Origin of the sequence: Photobacterium salinisoli (assembly GCF_003614885.1) — a bacterium.
Lineage (GTDB): Bacteria > Pseudomonadota > Gammaproteobacteria > Enterobacterales > Vibrionaceae > Photobacterium > Photobacterium salinisoli.
The window spans coordinates 269,502-285,965 of record NZ_QZMS01000007.1 but is presented as its reverse complement, the minus strand read 5'-3'; the positions used below and the strand labels follow the sequence as shown (position 1 = coordinate 285,965).

The following is a 16,464-nucleotide window of genomic DNA, read 5'->3' as shown; positions in this document are numbered from 1 at the left end:
CTACACCAACCTTGGCGCGATATACTTCAGTTCTGCCCGAGTGCCGCAGAGTAAAAGTATGTCGTGTTCTTTGAGTGCAAAGTTCGTGTTAATGCTGGTGAACACCTCCTGCTCCCGCTTAATCAACACAGCCTGCACACTGCCTCGCGCATCCCCCAGCACCCGGGAAACCGGCACATCATGCAGCGCGGGTTTCACATGAATTTCCACCACGTATAACCCATGCCCGATCGCCAGATAGTTATTCACCATGGGATAATTGAGCGACTGTGCAACACGGATCCCCATTTCTTCTTCCGGATGAATAATGCGTTGCACGCCCAGTTTCGACACTATCGTGTGGTGCGCTTTGGTACTCGCTTTGACCCAGATTTCCTTTACCCCGAGATTTTTCAGCGCCAGCGTGCACAGCAGGCTCGATTGCATGTCCTGACCAATAGCCACCAGCACAGCTTCGCTGCTGGTCAGATCCAGCTCCCTTAACGCGCTTTCATCGGTAGAATCGCAAATCACAGCTTGCGTGAGCTCTTCGATATACTTCTCGACAATTTTCGGGTCTCTGTCTACCCCTGTTACTGTATGCCCGAGATGAATCAATTCCAGGCTGGCGGACACGCCAAAGCGTCCTAAGCCAATGACTGTAAAATGTGCCATTACAATACCTTAGTTATTTTTTCCAAAAATGAGGGAGCAACATCGCCAGTACGGTAAAGTACTCTAATCGACCTAAAATCATAGCGATATTCAAAAACCAGATCCCGGTATCACTGACAGGCTGAAAGTTACTTCCTACCTGACCAAAACCCGGCCCAAGTACATTAATACACGCCACCACGGCAGTAAAAGATGACCAGAAATCCAAACCTGTGGACATTAACAACAAGGTGAAAACCAAAGTGGTCAGTGCGGCTATGGACATAAAAGCCATTACCGCATTCGTGATATCTGAAGTGACTACCCGCCCTTGATAACGAATAGGCAAAATCGCCTTGGGATGAAGAAGCTGACGAATTTCGCGTCGGATGACCTTAAATGTCAGAATGTCTCTGACTATTTTATTACCGCCCGCGGTTGAGCCAGAGCAACCGCCCAAGTAAGCGCAAAAAACGAGAAACAGCGCTGTTGCAGCCGGCCAGGCACTCAGATCTGCCGCGCCAAACCCTGTACTGGTAATAAAAGAGATAACATGAAACATTGCAAAACTGAATGATATCAGTATGTGCTCATAAGCAGATTGCCGATACAAATACCAACCCAGGATAAAAGAGAGCGCCAGCACAATCAAAACAAAGACTCGCACTTCTTCATCTCTCAGGTAAAGCTTGATTCCTGCCAAACCAGCCCGAAATACGCGAAAATGCAGCCCGAAATTTATTGCTCCAAGCAACATGAAAACATTAGAGATCATAAGTATTAAGTGACTTTCAAAATGCCACATACTGGCGTCATGGGTTGAAAATCCCCCTGTCGAAACCGTGGTAAAACTATGCGCGACAGCATCGTAAGCGGACATTCCCGCCAAATAATATGCAAGGGCACAAGCAGCAGTAATCGCCAAATACACTCCCCACAAATAGTGAGCTGTTTTAGAAATTCTTGGCGAAAGTTTATCGTCTTTTATGGGTCCTGGCGTTTCGGCTTTGAGTAAACGCATTCCCCCAACGTTGAGCATCGGCAAGACGGCCACAACAAAAATGACAACACCTAATCCGCCCATCCATTGCAAAAACTGACGATACAGAAGAAATGATTTAGGCATATTATCCAGCCCGGATAATATTGTCGCGCCTGTGGTTGTTAACGCGCTAATCGATTCAAAGACAGCATCGCTGTAATTGACGCCAGTCACCAAGTGAATAGGAATTGCACCAAGTATTCCTGTCAGCACCCAGGTTAAACTGGCAAAAATCAGCGCATCGCGAAAGGTAACTTTATCCAGTTTGCTTTGACGAAGAATGACAGAAACGATGGCAGAACCTAGCACCATAAAGAGCCCTGGCGCTAGGAATAGCCTCGAAATATGATCATTAAAGATAAACAGCGAAAGCAAACCAAAACTCAGTTGCACAATACCCATCCAGAGCATAGGCATTGCCAATAAGCGAAAAGTATTTCTGGGGTTAACCACAATTCGATTCCTCTAGAACCAAACGATAACCCAGTCCGGATTCCGTTTTAATCAATTGTTGCTCGTCGGCACTGTCATTGAGTTTCTTGCGCAGCTGGCTGACCAAAATACGTAGATAATGTGTATCATCGCGATGGCTTTTACCCCAGATCACATCGAGCAGATACGATTGTTTAACCAGTTTTCCCGGGTGCAGAATAAGCTGTTCAACAAAAGCAAATTCCTTCTTTGTTAGCGGTATTTCATGACTGTCCAGCCAGAATTGATGGGTACTTTTTACTATTTTCAGCCTGCCGCAGAGAATTTCATCATTGGTCACCTGGTCATCGACCAAATCTCTGACCAGCACTTTGATACGCGCGATCAGCTCCTTGATACCAAAGGGTTTGCTCAGATAATCGTTCGCACCGGCTTCGAGTAAACGGATCTTTTCTTCTTCCTGATCGCGGGCGGTCAGAATCAGTACGGGGGTTTTATGTGTTTGACGAAGGCTGGCCAAAAAAGCCGCGCCATCGCCATCAGGCAGACCGAGATCCAGAACGACCACATGGGGAGTATGGGCCTGAAAATATGCTGTGGCCGTCTGAATACTGTCAGCCCCCAGATAGTCAAACCCCTCAGCGGCAAGTGAAATTCGAATAAAGGTGTGGATCTGAGGCTCGTCATCCACCACTAAAATTTTATAGCTCACGATTTTTCACCTTGAGGGCTGCTTGAGGGCTGATCGATCGGTAAGCGGATTCGGATCAGGCACCCTTCCGACACAGGCACAGACTCAATCTGCCCCTGGTGTGCGGTAATAATGCCTTTCGCGACAGCCAGACCTAAGCCAGATCCTGAATCTGCCGTTTTCTTGGTAGCGCTTGAATAAAAGAGATCGAAGATCCGCGCCGCTTCATCGCGCTTAATGCCGACGCCTTTATCCTGAATATCAATCACAATAAAAGCCGATTCCTGAAACAGCGTGACTACCACGGATTGATGTTTTGGTGAAAAACGTAATGCATTATCCAATACATTAAACAGGGCTTGTTCAATTAATATCGCGCTCACTGAAATACGGGATAGCTGGCCTTGTACCTGCACCCTTACCCTTTCCTGAGAATAAGGTAAACGCAAAACAGCATTGTTAATAATATGAATAATTGACTCATCATTTCTGGTGATTTTTAACGCGCCATGTTGCAACTTGGTCGCTTGCAAAAGGTTCTCAATATACTGATGTAAACGATGACTTTCTGCGGTGGCGCTGTTAAGTAATTCACTTTTCTCACCCTCACTGAGTTTTGGCATATATTCATTAAGCGTGGTGAGCGTACCGATAATCGTCGCTAAAGGCGTTCGAAGATCATGGGACACCGAGAGCAAAATACTGTTGCGAAGTTTGGCTTTTTTCAATTCATCCTGCTGGCGCCGATAATGTTCAGCAAGCTGGCTGGTTGTCAGTGCCACGAGAATAAAAACAACCAGATTAATAATATCTTCCGCATGGAACATCTGAAGTGAATAACGGGGTGTGGTAAACAAGAAATTGAAGCTCATCGCTTCAATCACCGCAAAACCATAGGCAAAATGCGACGTGCATTGCAATGCCACCACCACAACGGCCAGTTGTAAAACCAGCAGAACGGCTATCGTAGAGCCGAGTACCTGGTCAATCAGCCAAGAAACCGACAGCGCACTCGCCAACACAATAAAAGAAAACAGAAAATGGCTTTTTCGCCAGTAAGTAAGCATAAAGCGGAATCAGCTAACAATGAGTGCGGCACACTCTAGCAAATGGCCCCTGAGAGTTCGCGTAAAAAAAGCGTAAAATTGTCCGAATAAAGGCTTAATATAGCCGTACTAACATGCAACACTGAGTCGATAACCTACCCCAGATTCGGTACGCACATAGGTAGGCTCGGTTGGATCATCGCCCAGCTTTTGACGAAGATGGCTGATCACGATACGTAGATAGTGAGTATCCGTGGTATGACTCGGTCCCCAGATTTGGTTGAGAAGCTGCGTTTGCGTAATCACACAATTGGGTGATGCTGCCAGCATAGAGAGAACCGCATACTCCTTTGGCGTCAGCACTACTTCGCGTTGATTAACTGTGACTTGCCTTTTCATCAGATCGATGCACAGCTTGCCATCATCAATGACAGGTAGTTGTTCAGGTTTGATGTGATCACGCAAGCAGACACGCACACGCGCCAGAAGCTCAACAACACTAAACGGTTTAGTGACATAATCCTGCGCGCCAGCATCCAGGGCCCGCACTTTTTCTCTGTCCTGATTTCGAACAGAAAGCACAACGACAGGGACTGTGCTCCAGCTTCTTAATTCTTGCAAGACCTCATGGCCTTCCATATCGGGCAGTCCCAGATCCAGTACCACCAAATCAGGTTGTTGACGCACGATGGCAGCTAAGCCCTGGGTACCATTTTCTGCTTCTGTGACATCATACCCTTCACTGGCAAGGGCAATACGCAGCATACGACGAATCTGGTTTTCGTCATCGATCACAACAATTTTGATACTCACGAATAAGACTTACTCTTGTTTCATATTTGGATAGTCTAATGGCAGATCCACTTCAATTCTAGTGCCTCTGCCTCTGGCACCGTCAACAGCTCTCACTTTACCACCGTGCGCACTGATCATACCTTTGCATATCGCTAATCCCATTCCCGTATTTTGCTTTTTCTGATCGCCATCAGAGACAACGTAAAACATATTAAATATTTCTTTCTGATCTGCTTTCGGTATTCCTGGCCCTTGATCTTCAATGGAAACCCGACACTGATTCTGATTCGTATCCATCACTATCGTGATGGGTTCTTCATCCGGAGAGTACCGAACGGCATTTTCTAAAATATTAAACAAAGCCTGCTCTATCAGCGCGGCATGAACATACAACAATGGTGGTTCATTATGGCGAATGTAATCGACTTTTACCGATGGGAAATACCGCTTTAACCGACTTAATGCGCTTCCTATAATGTCATCAATTGATACCCAATCCCGTTCAATTTTTAAGGTGCCATGTCCAAGTTTTGTCATATCCAGTAAGTTTTGAATATAACTATCCAGCCGGCGACTTTCCTGCAAAATTGTATCAAGCAAATCAAACCGGTCTTGTTCGTTCAACTGCTTATCGAATACTCGCAGACTTTCCGCTGCTCCCATCATTGCTGAAAGGGGTGATTTCAGATCATGGGATACTGACGACAACAAAGCCGAGCGAATTTGCTCAACTTCCGTTTTCACCCTGGCACTCTCTAAGTCAGACACTAAATGAATTCGTTGCCAGGTACTGGACGCCTGCTGGAGCATTGCGTGAACCAGCTCTTGTTCAAAAGGATTAAACTGCGTCTGAGATTTATCCCAACAAAGCGCGACAACTGCGATCACTTTCTTTTCTTGCAAAACAGGAATGACGGTCAATTGCGACGCACTCAGCGTGTCGGTAAACCGCCCCGCGATACGACCGTGCAGAAAGACCCAATCAATCGCAGAATCGTCAATGTGTTTGAGAGGTGTCAGTAAGAGAGGAACGAACTGTTTATGGTCATCTTTTGCAGCGGTCACACTATAACATTTCACATGAACCGCTCGTTCGATATGGCGGTTAACCGATTTCCAAAGGGCATTTTCATCGTCTGCAACAGAAAGCTCCTGAGCCAATTCTCTCAAGGTTTCTGCATACTGGTTGGATTCTTTGAGCAAAATAAACTGATTCCGAATTCGCGACGCTGCTGGTCCGCTAATCAAGCCAATACAAACCAAAAATATCAAGGTTGCCACGTCATCCTGACTGTGAACCTGGAATGTAAAAGTCGGTGCCGTTAAAAAGAAATTGAAGCTCAGGAATGACCAGATTGCCGTGGCAAGCGCAGGACGTGCGCCAAACTTCAGACCAACCGCAAGAATTGCGATGACATAAAACAGCACTAGGTTTCCGCTACTCAATACTTGCTGCAATAATAAAGCAAATACCGTTGCCATGGCAGTAGAGACAATGCCGAACATATGCCCTTTCTTATCACCCAATGGAGATACCCGTAATTCTGGTTCCTTTGGCATCTTCAGTTGCTCTGGGGCGCGATAGACAGAGACTTCAACCGGCAGACCGGATTCTATCAACTGTTGATAAAGCCGTTTTCTATGCCATAAAAACTGGCGCCGAGTGCCGGCTCCGACAAGTACAGTATTAATTCTGTGCTCGTTCAAAAAAGGCAAAATACTTCTGTAGGTACTGGATCCCCGTAAAACTTCAGTACTGGCACCAAGTTCTTTTGCCATCACCATGGCATCATTCAGACGCTTACGCCTTGGCAGATCCTGAGTTTTACCCGTATCCACCCAAACCACTGTCCAGGGTATTTGGCGACGCTCGGCGATTTGCCGACCAATCCGTATCAAATAACTGTGGTCACTGTTTGTGCTGATCAATACCAGCAGCTTATCTTTAAGAATAAAATCTGCTTTTTCTGATTTCGCCTCCAGTTCACTGATAAGGTGTGCATCCACTTGTTCGATGACCCGTTTCATCGCCAGTTCACGCAATGCTGTCAGATTCGAAATGGAAAAAAATGTATCCATTGCCAGCCTGGCGTATTCAGGTAAATACACTTTTCCTTGTTGCAGACGCTCAACTAAATTTACCGGTGGTAAATCGATAAAACGAATATCATACGCATCATCGATGAAACTATCCGGGACAGTTTCTCTGACCCGAACCCCGGTAATTTGCATTACTAAGTCATTCAAGCTTACAAGATGCTGAATATTGACCGTCGTGTACACATCAATACCGGCAGACAGTAATTCATCAACATCCTGATATCTTCGCTTATGACGGCTACCGGGTACATTTGTATGTGCAAGTTCATCCACCAGAATCAGTTCAGGTCTTCTTTCAAGTGCACTATCAAGATCAAACTCTGTCAGATAAGTATTGTGATATCCGATTTCCTTGCGGGGTAGTATCTCTAGTTCCACCAGCATGGCTTCAGTTTCTTCCCGGCCATGCGTTTCAACCAACCCGACAACAACATCTGCCCCTTGTTGTAACCTTTCTTTGGCTGCACTGAGCATCGCATAGGTCTTGCCGACACCGGGAGCCGCACCAAGAAAAACGGTGAGCTTTCCTTTTTCTTCTTGTTTTAACTTACTGAGTAAGGCATCAGCCTGTTGAGAACGGGTAGTGTTATCCGTCATTCAACGCTCCTATCGAATTTCACCTGGCGGCCTAGGCAAATAATTTATAGTTGGAATATGATTTCAGATTATAAACAACGCATTAAATAAAGATATGAAACAAAGCAGACCAGCTATATTAGCCGGTCTGCTCTCAACCTACTCGGGCTGGACTGCATCCAAAGCCAGATTAAGCATCAGTACATTTACCCTTGGCTGTCCCAGTATTCCCCATTGCGGCATGTCGGTATACTCAGCGATTAATACGTTGACCTGAGCCTCGTCCAGATTACGAACTCGCGCAATACGCGGGGATTGCAGGTAAGCTGACGCGGGTGATATATGCGGGTCCAGGCCTGCACCAGACGCTGCCAGCATATCCACAGGAATTTGTTCAGCTTTGACACCTTCCAGAGTTTGAATCGCTGCGCTATCAGCCGCAACTCGAGCCCGTAATTCCGGGTTGGATGGTGCTAAGTTACTACCGCCGGTTGCAGTAGGATCATATCCGGCAGCACTAGGGCGACCATGAAAATATCGGTCGCTAACAAACTCCTGCCCAATATGTATCGATCCAATATTCTGACCATTCTGCTGGATCATACTGCCCGCAGCCTGGAAAGGAAAAAGTAACTGGCCTAAACCGGTCACGACTCCCGTATATAATACGCCGCAGAGAATAAGCATCATAATACTCACTCTGATTGCAATAAGTACCTGATGCAGAAATACACCACTCTCTAAGCTAGCATTTATATTATGAGCCTGTAGCCCACTCAATGAGGGGGAAGAATTCATGTTCATCGTCATACTCCTATACTAAAGACCCAATCATGACATCAAAGAATTTGATCACGACAAAGGGAAGTAACACCCCACCCAAGCCATAAACGAGCATATTGTTCCTTAATAGTTTTTCCGGACTGATTGATTTCACTTTGACACCTTTCAATGCCAATGGAATCAAGACAGGAATAATCACGGCGTTAAATATTAACGCAGAAATAACAGCAGTCGCGGGGCTGTTCAAATGCATGAAGTCAAGCGCGGCCATCGCGGGAATAGTACCAACAAAAACAGCCGGAAGAATCGCGAAATACTTGGCGACATCATTTGCCAATGAAAATGTCGTTAAAGCACCGCGTGTAATCAGTAACTGTTTGCCGACTTCAACAACGGCCAGTAATTTAGCAGGATCTGAGTCCAGATCTACCATATTGCCCGCTTCTTTCGCTGCCTGTGTGCCAGAGTTCATTGCCAGACCGATATCTGCCTGTGCCAATGCAGGTGCATCGTTTGTCCCGTCTCCAACCATTGCTACGAGTCGTCCTTTTGCCTGCTCAGCACGAATCAATTCCAGTTTGTCTTCCGGTTTGGCTTCTGCAATAAAATCATCAACACCCGCCTCAGCTGCAATCACGCCTGCCGTGATTGGATTATCCCCTGTCACCATCACGGTACGAACACCTAATGATCGTAAGCGTGCAAATCGTTCAGCTACCCCGGGTTTAATCACATCAGTTAATGCGATCACACCGAGTACCTGTTGTTCAGTCGCAACAACTAATGGCGTTCCGCCTTTCTGGGCCACGGACATGACTATATGATCAATATCATCAGGCCAGCGCACACCCTGTTCAATGGCCCACTTTTTCATTGCATCACTGGCACCTTTCATCCTTAAGCCACCATTTGCCAACTGCAAACCAGAAACGCGTGTCTTAGGTGAAAAAGGTAAGAACTCCGCATCTTTGATAGACTGAGCATCGGAAACATTCATTGATTCAGCTAACAGCAGAACCGATTTACCTTCCGGTGTTGGATCTTCAACAGAGGCATGAACTGCTGCAGCGACCAGCGCCGAGTATTCAACATCCTGAACGGGTAAAAATGCGGTCGCCTGACGATCACCGAAAGTAATTGTCCCGGTTTTATCAAGCAGCAATGTGTCAATATCACCTGCAACTTCTACCGCTTTACCTGATTTAGCCACCACATTTGCACTTAAAGCCCGATTCATACCCGCGATGCCGATAGCAGGCAGTAATCCGCCAATCGTCGTCGGAATTAAGCAAATCAGTAAGGCTATCAGCATAGTGTAATCAAGCTGACCGCCAACAAAATTCGCCATTGGAGGTAAGGTGACTACGATAAGGAGAAATACGGCTGTCAACGCAGACAATAACACAGTCAGCGCTAGCTCATTTGGTGTTTTTTGTCGTTTTGCCCCTTCGACCAGCCCAATCATCCGATCGAGAAAACTATTCCCGGGATCATTGGCAACTTTCAGTACGATATTGCCGGTTAATAATTTTGTTCCCCCGATCACACTGGAATGATCTGTTCCTGCCTCCCGTAAAACCGCTGCCGATTCGCCTGTCACAGCGGATTCATTTACGGTTGCCACACCCTGGATAATGTCACCATCGGCAGGGATGTATTCTCCCTCCCGGACACAAACGGTATCGCCTTTCCCCAGTGACGAGGCATCAACCCATTCTTCCTGGTTGTCTCGGATTCGGCACGCACGCAGCGATTTTTTCGCAGATCTAAGACTAGCTGCTTGCCCGCGGCTTTTCGCTTCAGCAACAGACTCTGCGAAATTCGCAAACCAAACAGTAAAAAACAGTATTAAGGTCACCGTTAGTTCAGTCCCGAAACTGTGACTCGTGATTATTCTCTGTACGGTTATCAAAGCACTCAATAACGTGCCAATCCATACCACGAACATCACCGGATTGGCAGCCATCGCACTCAATGACAATTTTCTCAGCGCGTTGAAGCTTGCCTGCTGTACATCAGCCATCGCCTGTGTATTTTTAGACTTCATGAATCAGTACCCCATACCCGTTTCTGCAAGTTGCAGTGCCTCTCCAATAGGCCCCATTACTGCTGCTGGTAGAAATGACAAGAAATTAATGATCAGAATGACCGCGATTAAAGTGACACAAAAGGTCGGACTGGCCAGTTTCAGGCTGCCGGCACTATCCGGGCTCACCCGCTTGCGGGCCATTGACCCTGCAACGGCTAAAGGTAAAACGAGTGGTAGATAACGACCAGCAATCAACGCCAGCACACAAGAAATGTTCCACCACGGGGTGTCGTCTCCTAATCCCTCAAAGCCTGAGCCATTGTTAGCAAATGCTGAAGTATATTCATAAAACACTTGGGATATGCCGTGGAAACCAGGATTGCTATTACCCGTTAAGGCAGGAAACGCGACAGTCACGGCTGTCAGTACAAGTATGCAAAACGTCGGTAAGACAATCAGGCTTGCCAGTAGCGTAATTTCCTTGGTTTCAATCTTGCGCCCAAAGATCTCCGGAGTCCGCCCAATCATCAGTCCGGAAAGGAAAACAGCCAGCCATACGTACACAATGAAATTAACAAAACCACACCCTATACCTCCCCAGATCGCACTGATCAGCATGCCTGATCGCGTCATCAGTCCGCCAATAGGATTAAAAGAGTCGTGCATGGCATTCACTGAGCCGTTGGAGGTTTGTGTGGTCAGAGTTCCCCACAAGGCAGAGAGTTCAGGACCAAACCGCACTTCTTTCCCCTCCATGTTTGGCCCAGCAGCACTCAAATGCGCGAAAGCAGCGTTTGGCTGAAGTTCACTGTAAACCGTTGCCGCGATGAAGCCGACGCTCATCACTCCCATAGCCACCAACGACATCGTTGAAAAACGTTTGTACCGTAATAATCCACCAGCCATGAAAACCACTGCCATCGGTATCAATACCAAAGCGATCGTTTCAATGGCGTTGCTCACCGGTGTCGGGTTCTCAAGTGGATTACTACTGTTGGGGCCATACCACCCACCCCCATTGGTTCCAAGCTGTTTAATCGCAACCATTGGAGCAACCGGCCCAATAGGCACCTCCTGGGTTGCAATCTGAGATGCGTTATCAACCGTATTGACATGCTGAGCACCACTGAAGCTGCTGGGAACACCCTGCCAGGTCAAAAGTAGTGCAACAACTGTTGCCACCGGTAACAAAACACGAACGACGCCTCGCACCAGATCAACGTAATAGTTGCCCAGATCTCGGGTTTCACCCTCTTTCGCTGACTCATGATTTCGACCACCGCGCATCCCACGTAAAATGGCAACACATACGGCCAGCGCCATTGCTGGGGTCACAAATTGCAAAGTCACAATCAAAAAACCTTGTGACAGATAAGAGAGCTGAGCTTGCCCTGAATAATGCTGCTGATTCGTATTTGTTAAGAACGACACTGCCGTGTGCAGAGCGAGATCCCATGACAAAGGACCAATCTGATCCGGATTGAACGGTAACAGATGCTGAAATTTTAAAATCAGAAAGGCCAAGATCCCCAGTATCAGATTACTCAGCAAAAAGGCTGACCCGTACACTTTCCAGCTCATACCTTGCTGTTGATTGACACCCATAAGGCGATAGAGGCCGTTTTCTATTGGCCCGAATATCTTATCGCTCAGATGTGGTTTTCCTGAGAAAACCCCTGTCATGTACATTCCGAGCGGCATGGCCAGTATCAATGCCAGTGAGAAAATAATGAAAATATCCAGCATAACCACCCCTAGAATTTCTCAGGCACAAAAACGGCCCACATTAAGTAAATGAAAAGCGCGGCAGATAGCGCTAACAATAACCAGTCCACTGTGACTCTCCTTGATTTATTGATCACCAGTGAAAGGTATGAAAAGCATGCGTAAAGTCTCTAGGTGCTCGAAGTAAAAAGGCGTAAAGATTTCGTAAAAAAGACGACATTAACTAAGCCACTTATCAGACCAAGGATGGTTGCCTATCACAATAGAACGCGGGTTTGTAAAAGCAGAAAATCCTCTTCGGCTGTCAGAGTAAAAGCGGGCCTGAGGATATTGAGACTGTCCTGATAGTATGTCGCGCTTGAATCCGGTGTTTATTTCAGCTTTGTCTTATACGCGCCAGATACTCTTTGCTGGCACATACACACCTTTTACACTTGGTGTTTTTAAAGGAACATTAGGCTGGACACTTTTAGGTCTGGTATGGTCTATTGCATGCTTTGGTGTGATACTGAAAACATTCCAAAGACTTAATCATCCCATTTTATCTACCGGGCTCTATATGTTAATGGGCTGGCTTATCGTGGTTGCGATAAATCCAATGCTTGCCAATATGCAATCACAAGGCATGTTGTGGCTACTTGCCGGTGGCCTGTTTTACACAGTAGGTGTTGTATTTTTTGCAGTTGATTTCCGCTTGAAATATGGGTACTTCCTGTGGCACTTATTCGTTATTGGCGGCACTACATGTCACTACTTTGCTATTTTCTGGCATGCTACTTGATGGACATAAAAGAAGCGTTCATTCAATTTAATTGAACACCAGAAATAAAGAATATTTCTAAAAAAAACCTCACCATTAACATGACTAAGTCTTTTAAACCTAAAATGAATCATTACCCAAAAAACAACAATAACACCAATTCTAATCATTTCTTACACTCGTTTTTTACTCTTATAGGATTCAACAGTCATGATACAGACACGGTATGTACGATGGCGTACAGACCCCCTCAGGATTGGATACTATATTAACGGTATGTAGATGGCGATACGGCCGCCTCACGCAGGTTGCACTACCATTACTGCCTGCTGTCGACTCAGTTGAATGCGGCTGAGCCGCCCTACGTATGGTGCCGGTGAGAGTACTCACCAGCAGATTGGTGAGTAACCACCGGGAGATATGACAATGGGAACTATTCTATTAATCCTGCTGATTTTGCTACTGATCGGCGCCTTTCCCAGCTGGCCATACAGCCGCAGCTGGGGTTATGCTCCTAGCGGTCTTATGGGGGCTGTGTTGTTAATTGTTGTGGTACTGCTGCTACTGGGCAGGATCTGAACTACCGGATGAAAATCCGGTGTATGGGAGAACTATCATGTCACTTATTAATCTGGTTATTATACTGATTGTGGTGGGCGTATTACTCTGGCTGGTAAATACCTACATTCCCATGGATAAAAAAATCAAAAGTATTCTCAATATTGTGGTGGTGATTGCCATCGTCATATGGTTACTACAGGCATTCGGTGTATTAGGTGCATTGGATGGCATCCGTGTGGGGTCGCTGATGATAGCTTCACCCTTACTTAATAATCAACAACCTAAAAATACATCCGTGTAGTTTTCCCTTGAGATCATGGATAATCAGAATTAAATCTAGGCGTCAGCAAAGCAACAAGAGCAAGAAATTTAGTGTACTAGCTATTTTTCTCGCTCGATCATAATCTCATATTCATTACTATGATGTATGAATATTTTTCTTCACCCATATTTGGAGTTGAAAACTCAATTTTTCCGCGTCCACACTGTTGCTCTATGTCACACTCGCCTTGCTGGGAAAACTCAAGACATGGAGTCCGAATTGAAACTCTCGCATCAACCCAAACTTTTGCTTAAAAAATAAGAAACCTCCCATATCATCCTCATTAAATTAAAAAATGGATTCGTTCAAATCTACAAACTTTTGCTCACAGTTTTCCATCCATTACATTCTGCAACGCCCGCCGAAATCATGCTTATAATCCTCCGAAGAACTAAAATTACAAATCCTTATAATTAAACCATGCACTTCTTTTTCATTATGACTCCTATAACTATCAGAACTCATCATGTATGCCACTCATCAACAACCCATTATTCTGAAAAACAAGATCACTCAGAAAATCTGCAACAAGCCGTACTCTTCTGGAGTGTGCCAGATCTGAATGAATCGCCAGCCAAATCGGTTGACTACACCCTATATCGCTCTGGACACAAGTCAGTCCCTGCTTTTGAGCAATAAAATGAGGGAGAACGGCTATTCCCGCCCCAGCTTGAGTCGCGGTTACCTGTGATGACATGCTGGTGGTGGTCAGACGACAAGGTTTTCCTCGAAGCCTTTTTTCTAACCACTGTGCCGCCGGAAGGTGCTGCTGACTCTCAGACCAGCCAATAAAGTCATCATCTTCGAACGACCCGCCATTTTCTGGTGTGGCTCTCTGCTGCAAATACTCTTGTGATGCATACAGCCCAAAACCGAGTTCACCTAACCGCCGGATATTCACATTGCCACGTTCCGGCCTGACCATACGTATTGCCATATCAGCATCATACCGATGCAAATTGACCGTAGAGACACCGGTCACAACCTCAATGGTCAGATTTGTATGTGATGACATTAATCGGGGAAGTGCGGGAATAATAAGATGGTCAGCCAGTCCTTGCGCTGTTGCCAGGCGAACATGCCCCGCCACTTCATCATGGCTACCCTGAGCCGCTGCACCGAACGCATGACCAGCTTGCTCGAGTGCTTCTGCCTGAGCAATCAGCATCATTCCTTCATCTGTCAGCCTGTAGCCAATTTGATCACGAGTAAACAGACTCAGTCCCAGCGCTTGCTCCAGCCGTTCTATACGACGGGATGTTGTTGCTAACCCAATTCCCAGCGCTTTTGAGGCGCCACTTAAGGTGCCTGACCGGGCAATAGCCAGAAATACCCTGGCATCATCCCAGTTCAGCGTGTTGTGCCTTCTTCCGTTTCCTATATCGGAAACCGAATTGCCATTTTTTGCCATACAAACCTCCAGTTTCGGAAAGTATATTGAGAATCATAAAACGAACCAAGGAGAAATAACGATGCAAAAGCGTTTTCTGAGCCAAGGGCTGGAAGTGTCTGCGATAGGACTGAGCTGTATAGGCATGAGCGAATTCCGTGGGCGCCTAAGAGCCAGTGTCACTCTGACCTCTGATGATCTGAACCAGCGACAGCAAGCCACAAGGGATGTTCAGCCGACAGGTGACCGTTATAGCTTCGAGGGAATGCAAGGAGTCAACTCATGAATGCATCCAACGATACGGGTTGGCACAACTGGGCAGCCGTTTCCATGCTCGGCGTCGCTGCATTTACTGTGGTCACCACTGAATTAGCCCCCATTGGTATGCTGTCAGCCATTGCTGCCGATCTGGATCAGAATACCAGTGTGACGGGATTAGTTGTCACCCTGTATGCGTGGCTGGGCGCAGCAGCCGCTTTATTGTCTGTGATGAGTATCAGCCATTTGCCCCGTCGCCCACTGTTAGTCGGACTGATGCTCTTACTGGGGCTCTCCAACGCTGTGTCGGCAGCAAGTCATAGCTTCGCTGTACTTCTTGTCGCCCGATTAGCGGGCGCGCTTGCGCATGGTGCATTCTGGGCGATGATTGGCACAATGGGAGCGCAACTGGTCGCTTCGAACCGCGCTGGCCGGGCAACCGCAATAATCTTTGCCGGCGTCTCAACCGCCAGTGTTCTCGGAGTTCCGCTCATAAATTGGATAAGTCATGACGCCGGCTGGCGGTTGGCCTTTGGCTTGCTGGGGGTACTCTCTGTCGCCACCGCACTTACTCTGGCATTCAGTCTTCCCCATGTAACCGGCACTGCCTCTCTGAGACGAAACCAGTTTGTTTCGGTGCTGCGCAATACAGATTTAAGACGGGTATATCTGATTGCAGCGTGCGGTATCGTTGCACACTTTGCTGCTTTTACCTTCATCGAAGTCCTGCTTTCCTCAGAACTGGCCATTCCTCAAAGCTGGGTCGTCATCTGCCTGTTTGCCTTCGGTATTGCGGGAATATTCGGTAATTTACTGTGTGGAGTTTTCATCGATAATCGCCTGAAAGCTGTACTTAGCACAGGACTACTACTGGTATCACTTTGCCTGCTGCTGATCAGTACAGTCACAGTGAAAAATGGGATTATCGCACTCTTGCTGCTCTCCGGCTGGGGCCTTGGCATCGCTATACTCTTTGTCGGAATTCAGGCCTGGATCATACGATTAGCAGGGCCTGATGCATTACCAGCTTCCGCTATTTATGCTGCTATCTTCAACGGAGCCATAGGAGCGGGCGCCATGGCAGGGGCTGCGCTATTAGATCATTGGGGAATCCGATCACTTTATTTGACCGCTGCCATTATCACGCTGCTCAGCTTCATTATGGTAATCATGATTCGAGCTAAACCTGTGAGGCATACAGTCACGGATTAAGCGGCTCACTTGTCAGAATTAATGGAGCAGAGGGTGTCTATAAATATATGGATGAGTGACCAGTTCGGCGAGGAGTGGTCGCTCATCCTGTGTAAATCTGAATGTAATG

At 46.7% G+C, this 16,464-nt stretch carries 16 protein-coding genes; 5 read left to right on the top strand and 11 right to left on the bottom strand.

Features of this window, described 5'->3' with window-relative positions:
• The 10 genes from D6M16_RS02055 to kdpF form a co-directional block, all read right to left on the bottom strand.
• Entirely contained in the window at positions 1–654 is a 654-nt protein-coding gene (locus tag D6M16_RS02055; RefSeq protein ID WP_120510346.1) for a potassium channel family protein, read from the bottom strand.
• 13 nt (positions 655–667) lie between these two features.
• On the bottom strand, positions 668–2,128 hold the full coding sequence (locus tag D6M16_RS02050) for a TrkH family potassium uptake protein (protein WP_205576817.1): 1,461 nt from the start codon (positions 2,126–2,128) through the stop codon (positions 668–670).
• Entirely contained in the window at positions 2,121–2,819 is a 699-nt protein-coding gene (locus tag D6M16_RS02045; protein ID WP_120510345.1) for a response regulator transcription factor, read from the bottom strand. The genes D6M16_RS02050 and D6M16_RS02045 overlap by 8 nt, the downstream gene beginning before the upstream one ends.
• Positions 2,816–3,865, bottom strand: coding sequence for a sensor histidine kinase (locus D6M16_RS02040; RefSeq protein WP_120510344.1), 1,050 nt, complete (start codon positions 3,863–3,865; stop codon positions 2,816–2,818). The genes D6M16_RS02045 and D6M16_RS02040 overlap by 4 nt, the downstream gene beginning before the upstream one ends.
• Positions 3,866–3,973: 108 nt before the next feature.
• A complete protein-coding gene (locus D6M16_RS02035) occupies positions 3,974–4,657 on the bottom strand; it encodes a response regulator (RefSeq protein WP_120510343.1) in 684 nt (227 codons plus the stop codon).
• Between the two features lie 9 nt (positions 4,658–4,666).
• The gene (locus D6M16_RS02030; RefSeq protein WP_120510342.1) at positions 4,667–7,336 is read right to left on the bottom strand and encodes a sensor histidine kinase; all 2,670 of its coding nucleotides are present in this window, start codon (positions 7,334–7,336) and stop codon (positions 4,667–4,669) included.
• 138 nt (positions 7,337–7,474) lie between these two features.
• Positions 7,475–8,113 carry a potassium-transporting ATPase subunit KdpC gene (gene kdpC / locus D6M16_RS02025; protein ID WP_120511834.1) on the bottom strand — a complete coding sequence of 213 codons (639 nt, stop codon included), beginning with the start codon at positions 8,111–8,113 and terminating at the stop codon, positions 7,475–7,477.
• A 16-nt stretch (positions 8,114–8,129) separates the two neighbouring features.
• The gene (kdpB, locus tag D6M16_RS02020) at positions 8,130–10,121 is read right to left on the bottom strand and encodes a potassium-transporting ATPase subunit KdpB (RefSeq protein ID WP_276131398.1); all 1,992 of its coding nucleotides are present in this window, start codon (positions 10,119–10,121) and stop codon (positions 8,130–8,132) included.
• A gap of 27 nt (positions 10,122–10,148) precedes the next feature.
• Positions 10,149–11,873 (bottom strand): potassium-transporting ATPase subunit KdpA, encoded by a 1,725-nt coding sequence (kdpA, locus tag D6M16_RS02015; RefSeq protein WP_120510340.1) that lies wholly within the window; start codon positions 11,871–11,873, stop codon positions 10,149–10,151.
• Between the two features lie 8 nt (positions 11,874–11,881).
• On the bottom strand, positions 11,882–11,962 hold the full coding sequence (gene kdpF / locus D6M16_RS22665; protein ID WP_420029064.1) for a K(+)-transporting ATPase subunit F: 81 nt from the start codon (positions 11,960–11,962) through the stop codon (positions 11,882–11,884).
• Positions 11,963–12,201: 239 nt separating this feature from the next.
• Between kdpF and trhA the strand changes: the two genes are divergently transcribed.
• The 3 genes from trhA to D6M16_RS01995 all read left to right on the top strand — a co-directional run bounded on the left by trhA (position 12,202) and on the right by D6M16_RS01995 (position 13,474).
• Complete coding sequence (gene trhA, locus D6M16_RS02005; RefSeq protein ID WP_120510338.1) at positions 12,202–12,633, top strand: PAQR family membrane homeostasis protein TrhA; 432 nt, start codon at positions 12,202–12,204, stop codon at positions 12,631–12,633.
• Between the two features lie 405 nt (positions 12,634–13,038).
• Positions 13,039–13,191 carry a DUF3309 family protein gene (locus tag D6M16_RS02000; RefSeq protein WP_205576815.1) on the top strand — a complete coding sequence of 51 codons (153 nt, stop codon included), beginning with the start codon at positions 13,039–13,041 and terminating at the stop codon, positions 13,189–13,191.
• 37 nt (positions 13,192–13,228) lie between these two features.
• Positions 13,229–13,474, top strand: a complete 246-nt coding sequence (locus D6M16_RS01995) for a Thivi_2564 family membrane protein (RefSeq protein WP_120510336.1) — start codon at positions 13,229–13,231, stop codon at positions 13,472–13,474.
• Between the two features lie 475 nt (positions 13,475–13,949).
• Here the strand turns inward: D6M16_RS01995 and D6M16_RS01990 are convergent, their stop codons facing one another.
• Positions 13,950–14,906 (bottom strand): LysR family transcriptional regulator, encoded by a 957-nt coding sequence (locus tag D6M16_RS01990; RefSeq protein WP_120510335.1) that lies wholly within the window; start codon positions 14,904–14,906, stop codon positions 13,950–13,952.
• 61 nt (positions 14,907–14,967) lie between these two features.
• Here D6M16_RS01990 and D6M16_RS01985 point away from each other — a divergent pair, with 61 nt between their 5' ends.
• Positions 14,968–15,171 carry a hypothetical protein gene (locus D6M16_RS01985; RefSeq protein ID WP_120510334.1) on the top strand — a complete coding sequence of 68 codons (204 nt, stop codon included), beginning with the start codon at positions 14,968–14,970 and terminating at the stop codon, positions 15,169–15,171.
• Positions 15,168–16,355 (top strand): MFS transporter, encoded by a 1,188-nt coding sequence (locus D6M16_RS01980; protein WP_120510333.1) that lies wholly within the window; start codon positions 15,168–15,170, stop codon positions 16,353–16,355. Before D6M16_RS01985 ends, D6M16_RS01980 begins: the two co-directional genes overlap by 4 nt.
• Positions 16,356–16,464: the final 109 nt, after the last annotated feature.

What these genes read in the sequence shown, in the direction of transcription:
- kdpA (WP_120510340.1), bottom strand. Translation starts at nt 11,873, where the DNA reads ATGCTGGATATTTTCATTATTTTCTCACTGGCATTGATACTGGCCATG.
- D6M16_RS02040 (WP_120510344.1), bottom strand. Translation starts at nt 3,865, where the DNA reads ATGCTTACTTACTGGCGAAAAAGCCATTTTCTGTTTTCTTTTATTGTG.
- trhA (WP_120510338.1), top strand. Translation starts at nt 12,202, where the DNA reads ATGTCGCGCTTGAATCCGGTGTTTATTTCAGCTTTGTCTTATACGCGC.
- kdpC (WP_120511834.1), bottom strand. Translation starts at nt 8,113, where the DNA reads ATGAATTCTTCCCCCTCATTGAGTGGGCTACAGGCTCATAATATAAAT.
- D6M16_RS01985 (WP_120510334.1), top strand. Translation starts at nt 14,968, where the DNA reads ATGCAAAAGCGTTTTCTGAGCCAAGGGCTGGAAGTGTCTGCGATAGGA.
- kdpB (WP_276131398.1), bottom strand. Translation starts at nt 10,121, where the DNA reads ATGGCTGATGTACAGCAGGCAAGCTTCAACGCGCTGAGAAAATTGTCA.
- D6M16_RS01990 (WP_120510335.1), bottom strand. Translation starts at nt 14,906, where the DNA reads ATGGCAAAAAATGGCAATTCGGTTTCCGATATAGGAAACGGAAGAAGG.
- D6M16_RS02000 (WP_205576815.1), top strand. Translation starts at nt 13,039, where the DNA reads ATGGGAACTATTCTATTAATCCTGCTGATTTTGCTACTGATCGGCGCC.
- D6M16_RS02030 (WP_120510342.1), bottom strand. Translation starts at nt 7,336, where the DNA reads ATGACGGATAACACTACCCGTTCTCAACAGGCTGATGCCTTACTCAGT.
- D6M16_RS01980 (WP_120510333.1), top strand. Translation starts at nt 15,168, where the DNA reads ATGAATGCATCCAACGATACGGGTTGGCACAACTGGGCAGCCGTTTCC.
- D6M16_RS02055 (WP_120510346.1), bottom strand. Translation starts at nt 654, where the DNA reads ATGGCACATTTTACAGTCATTGGCTTAGGACGCTTTGGCGTGTCCGCC.
- D6M16_RS01995 (WP_120510336.1), top strand. Translation starts at nt 13,229, where the DNA reads ATGTCACTTATTAATCTGGTTATTATACTGATTGTGGTGGGCGTATTA.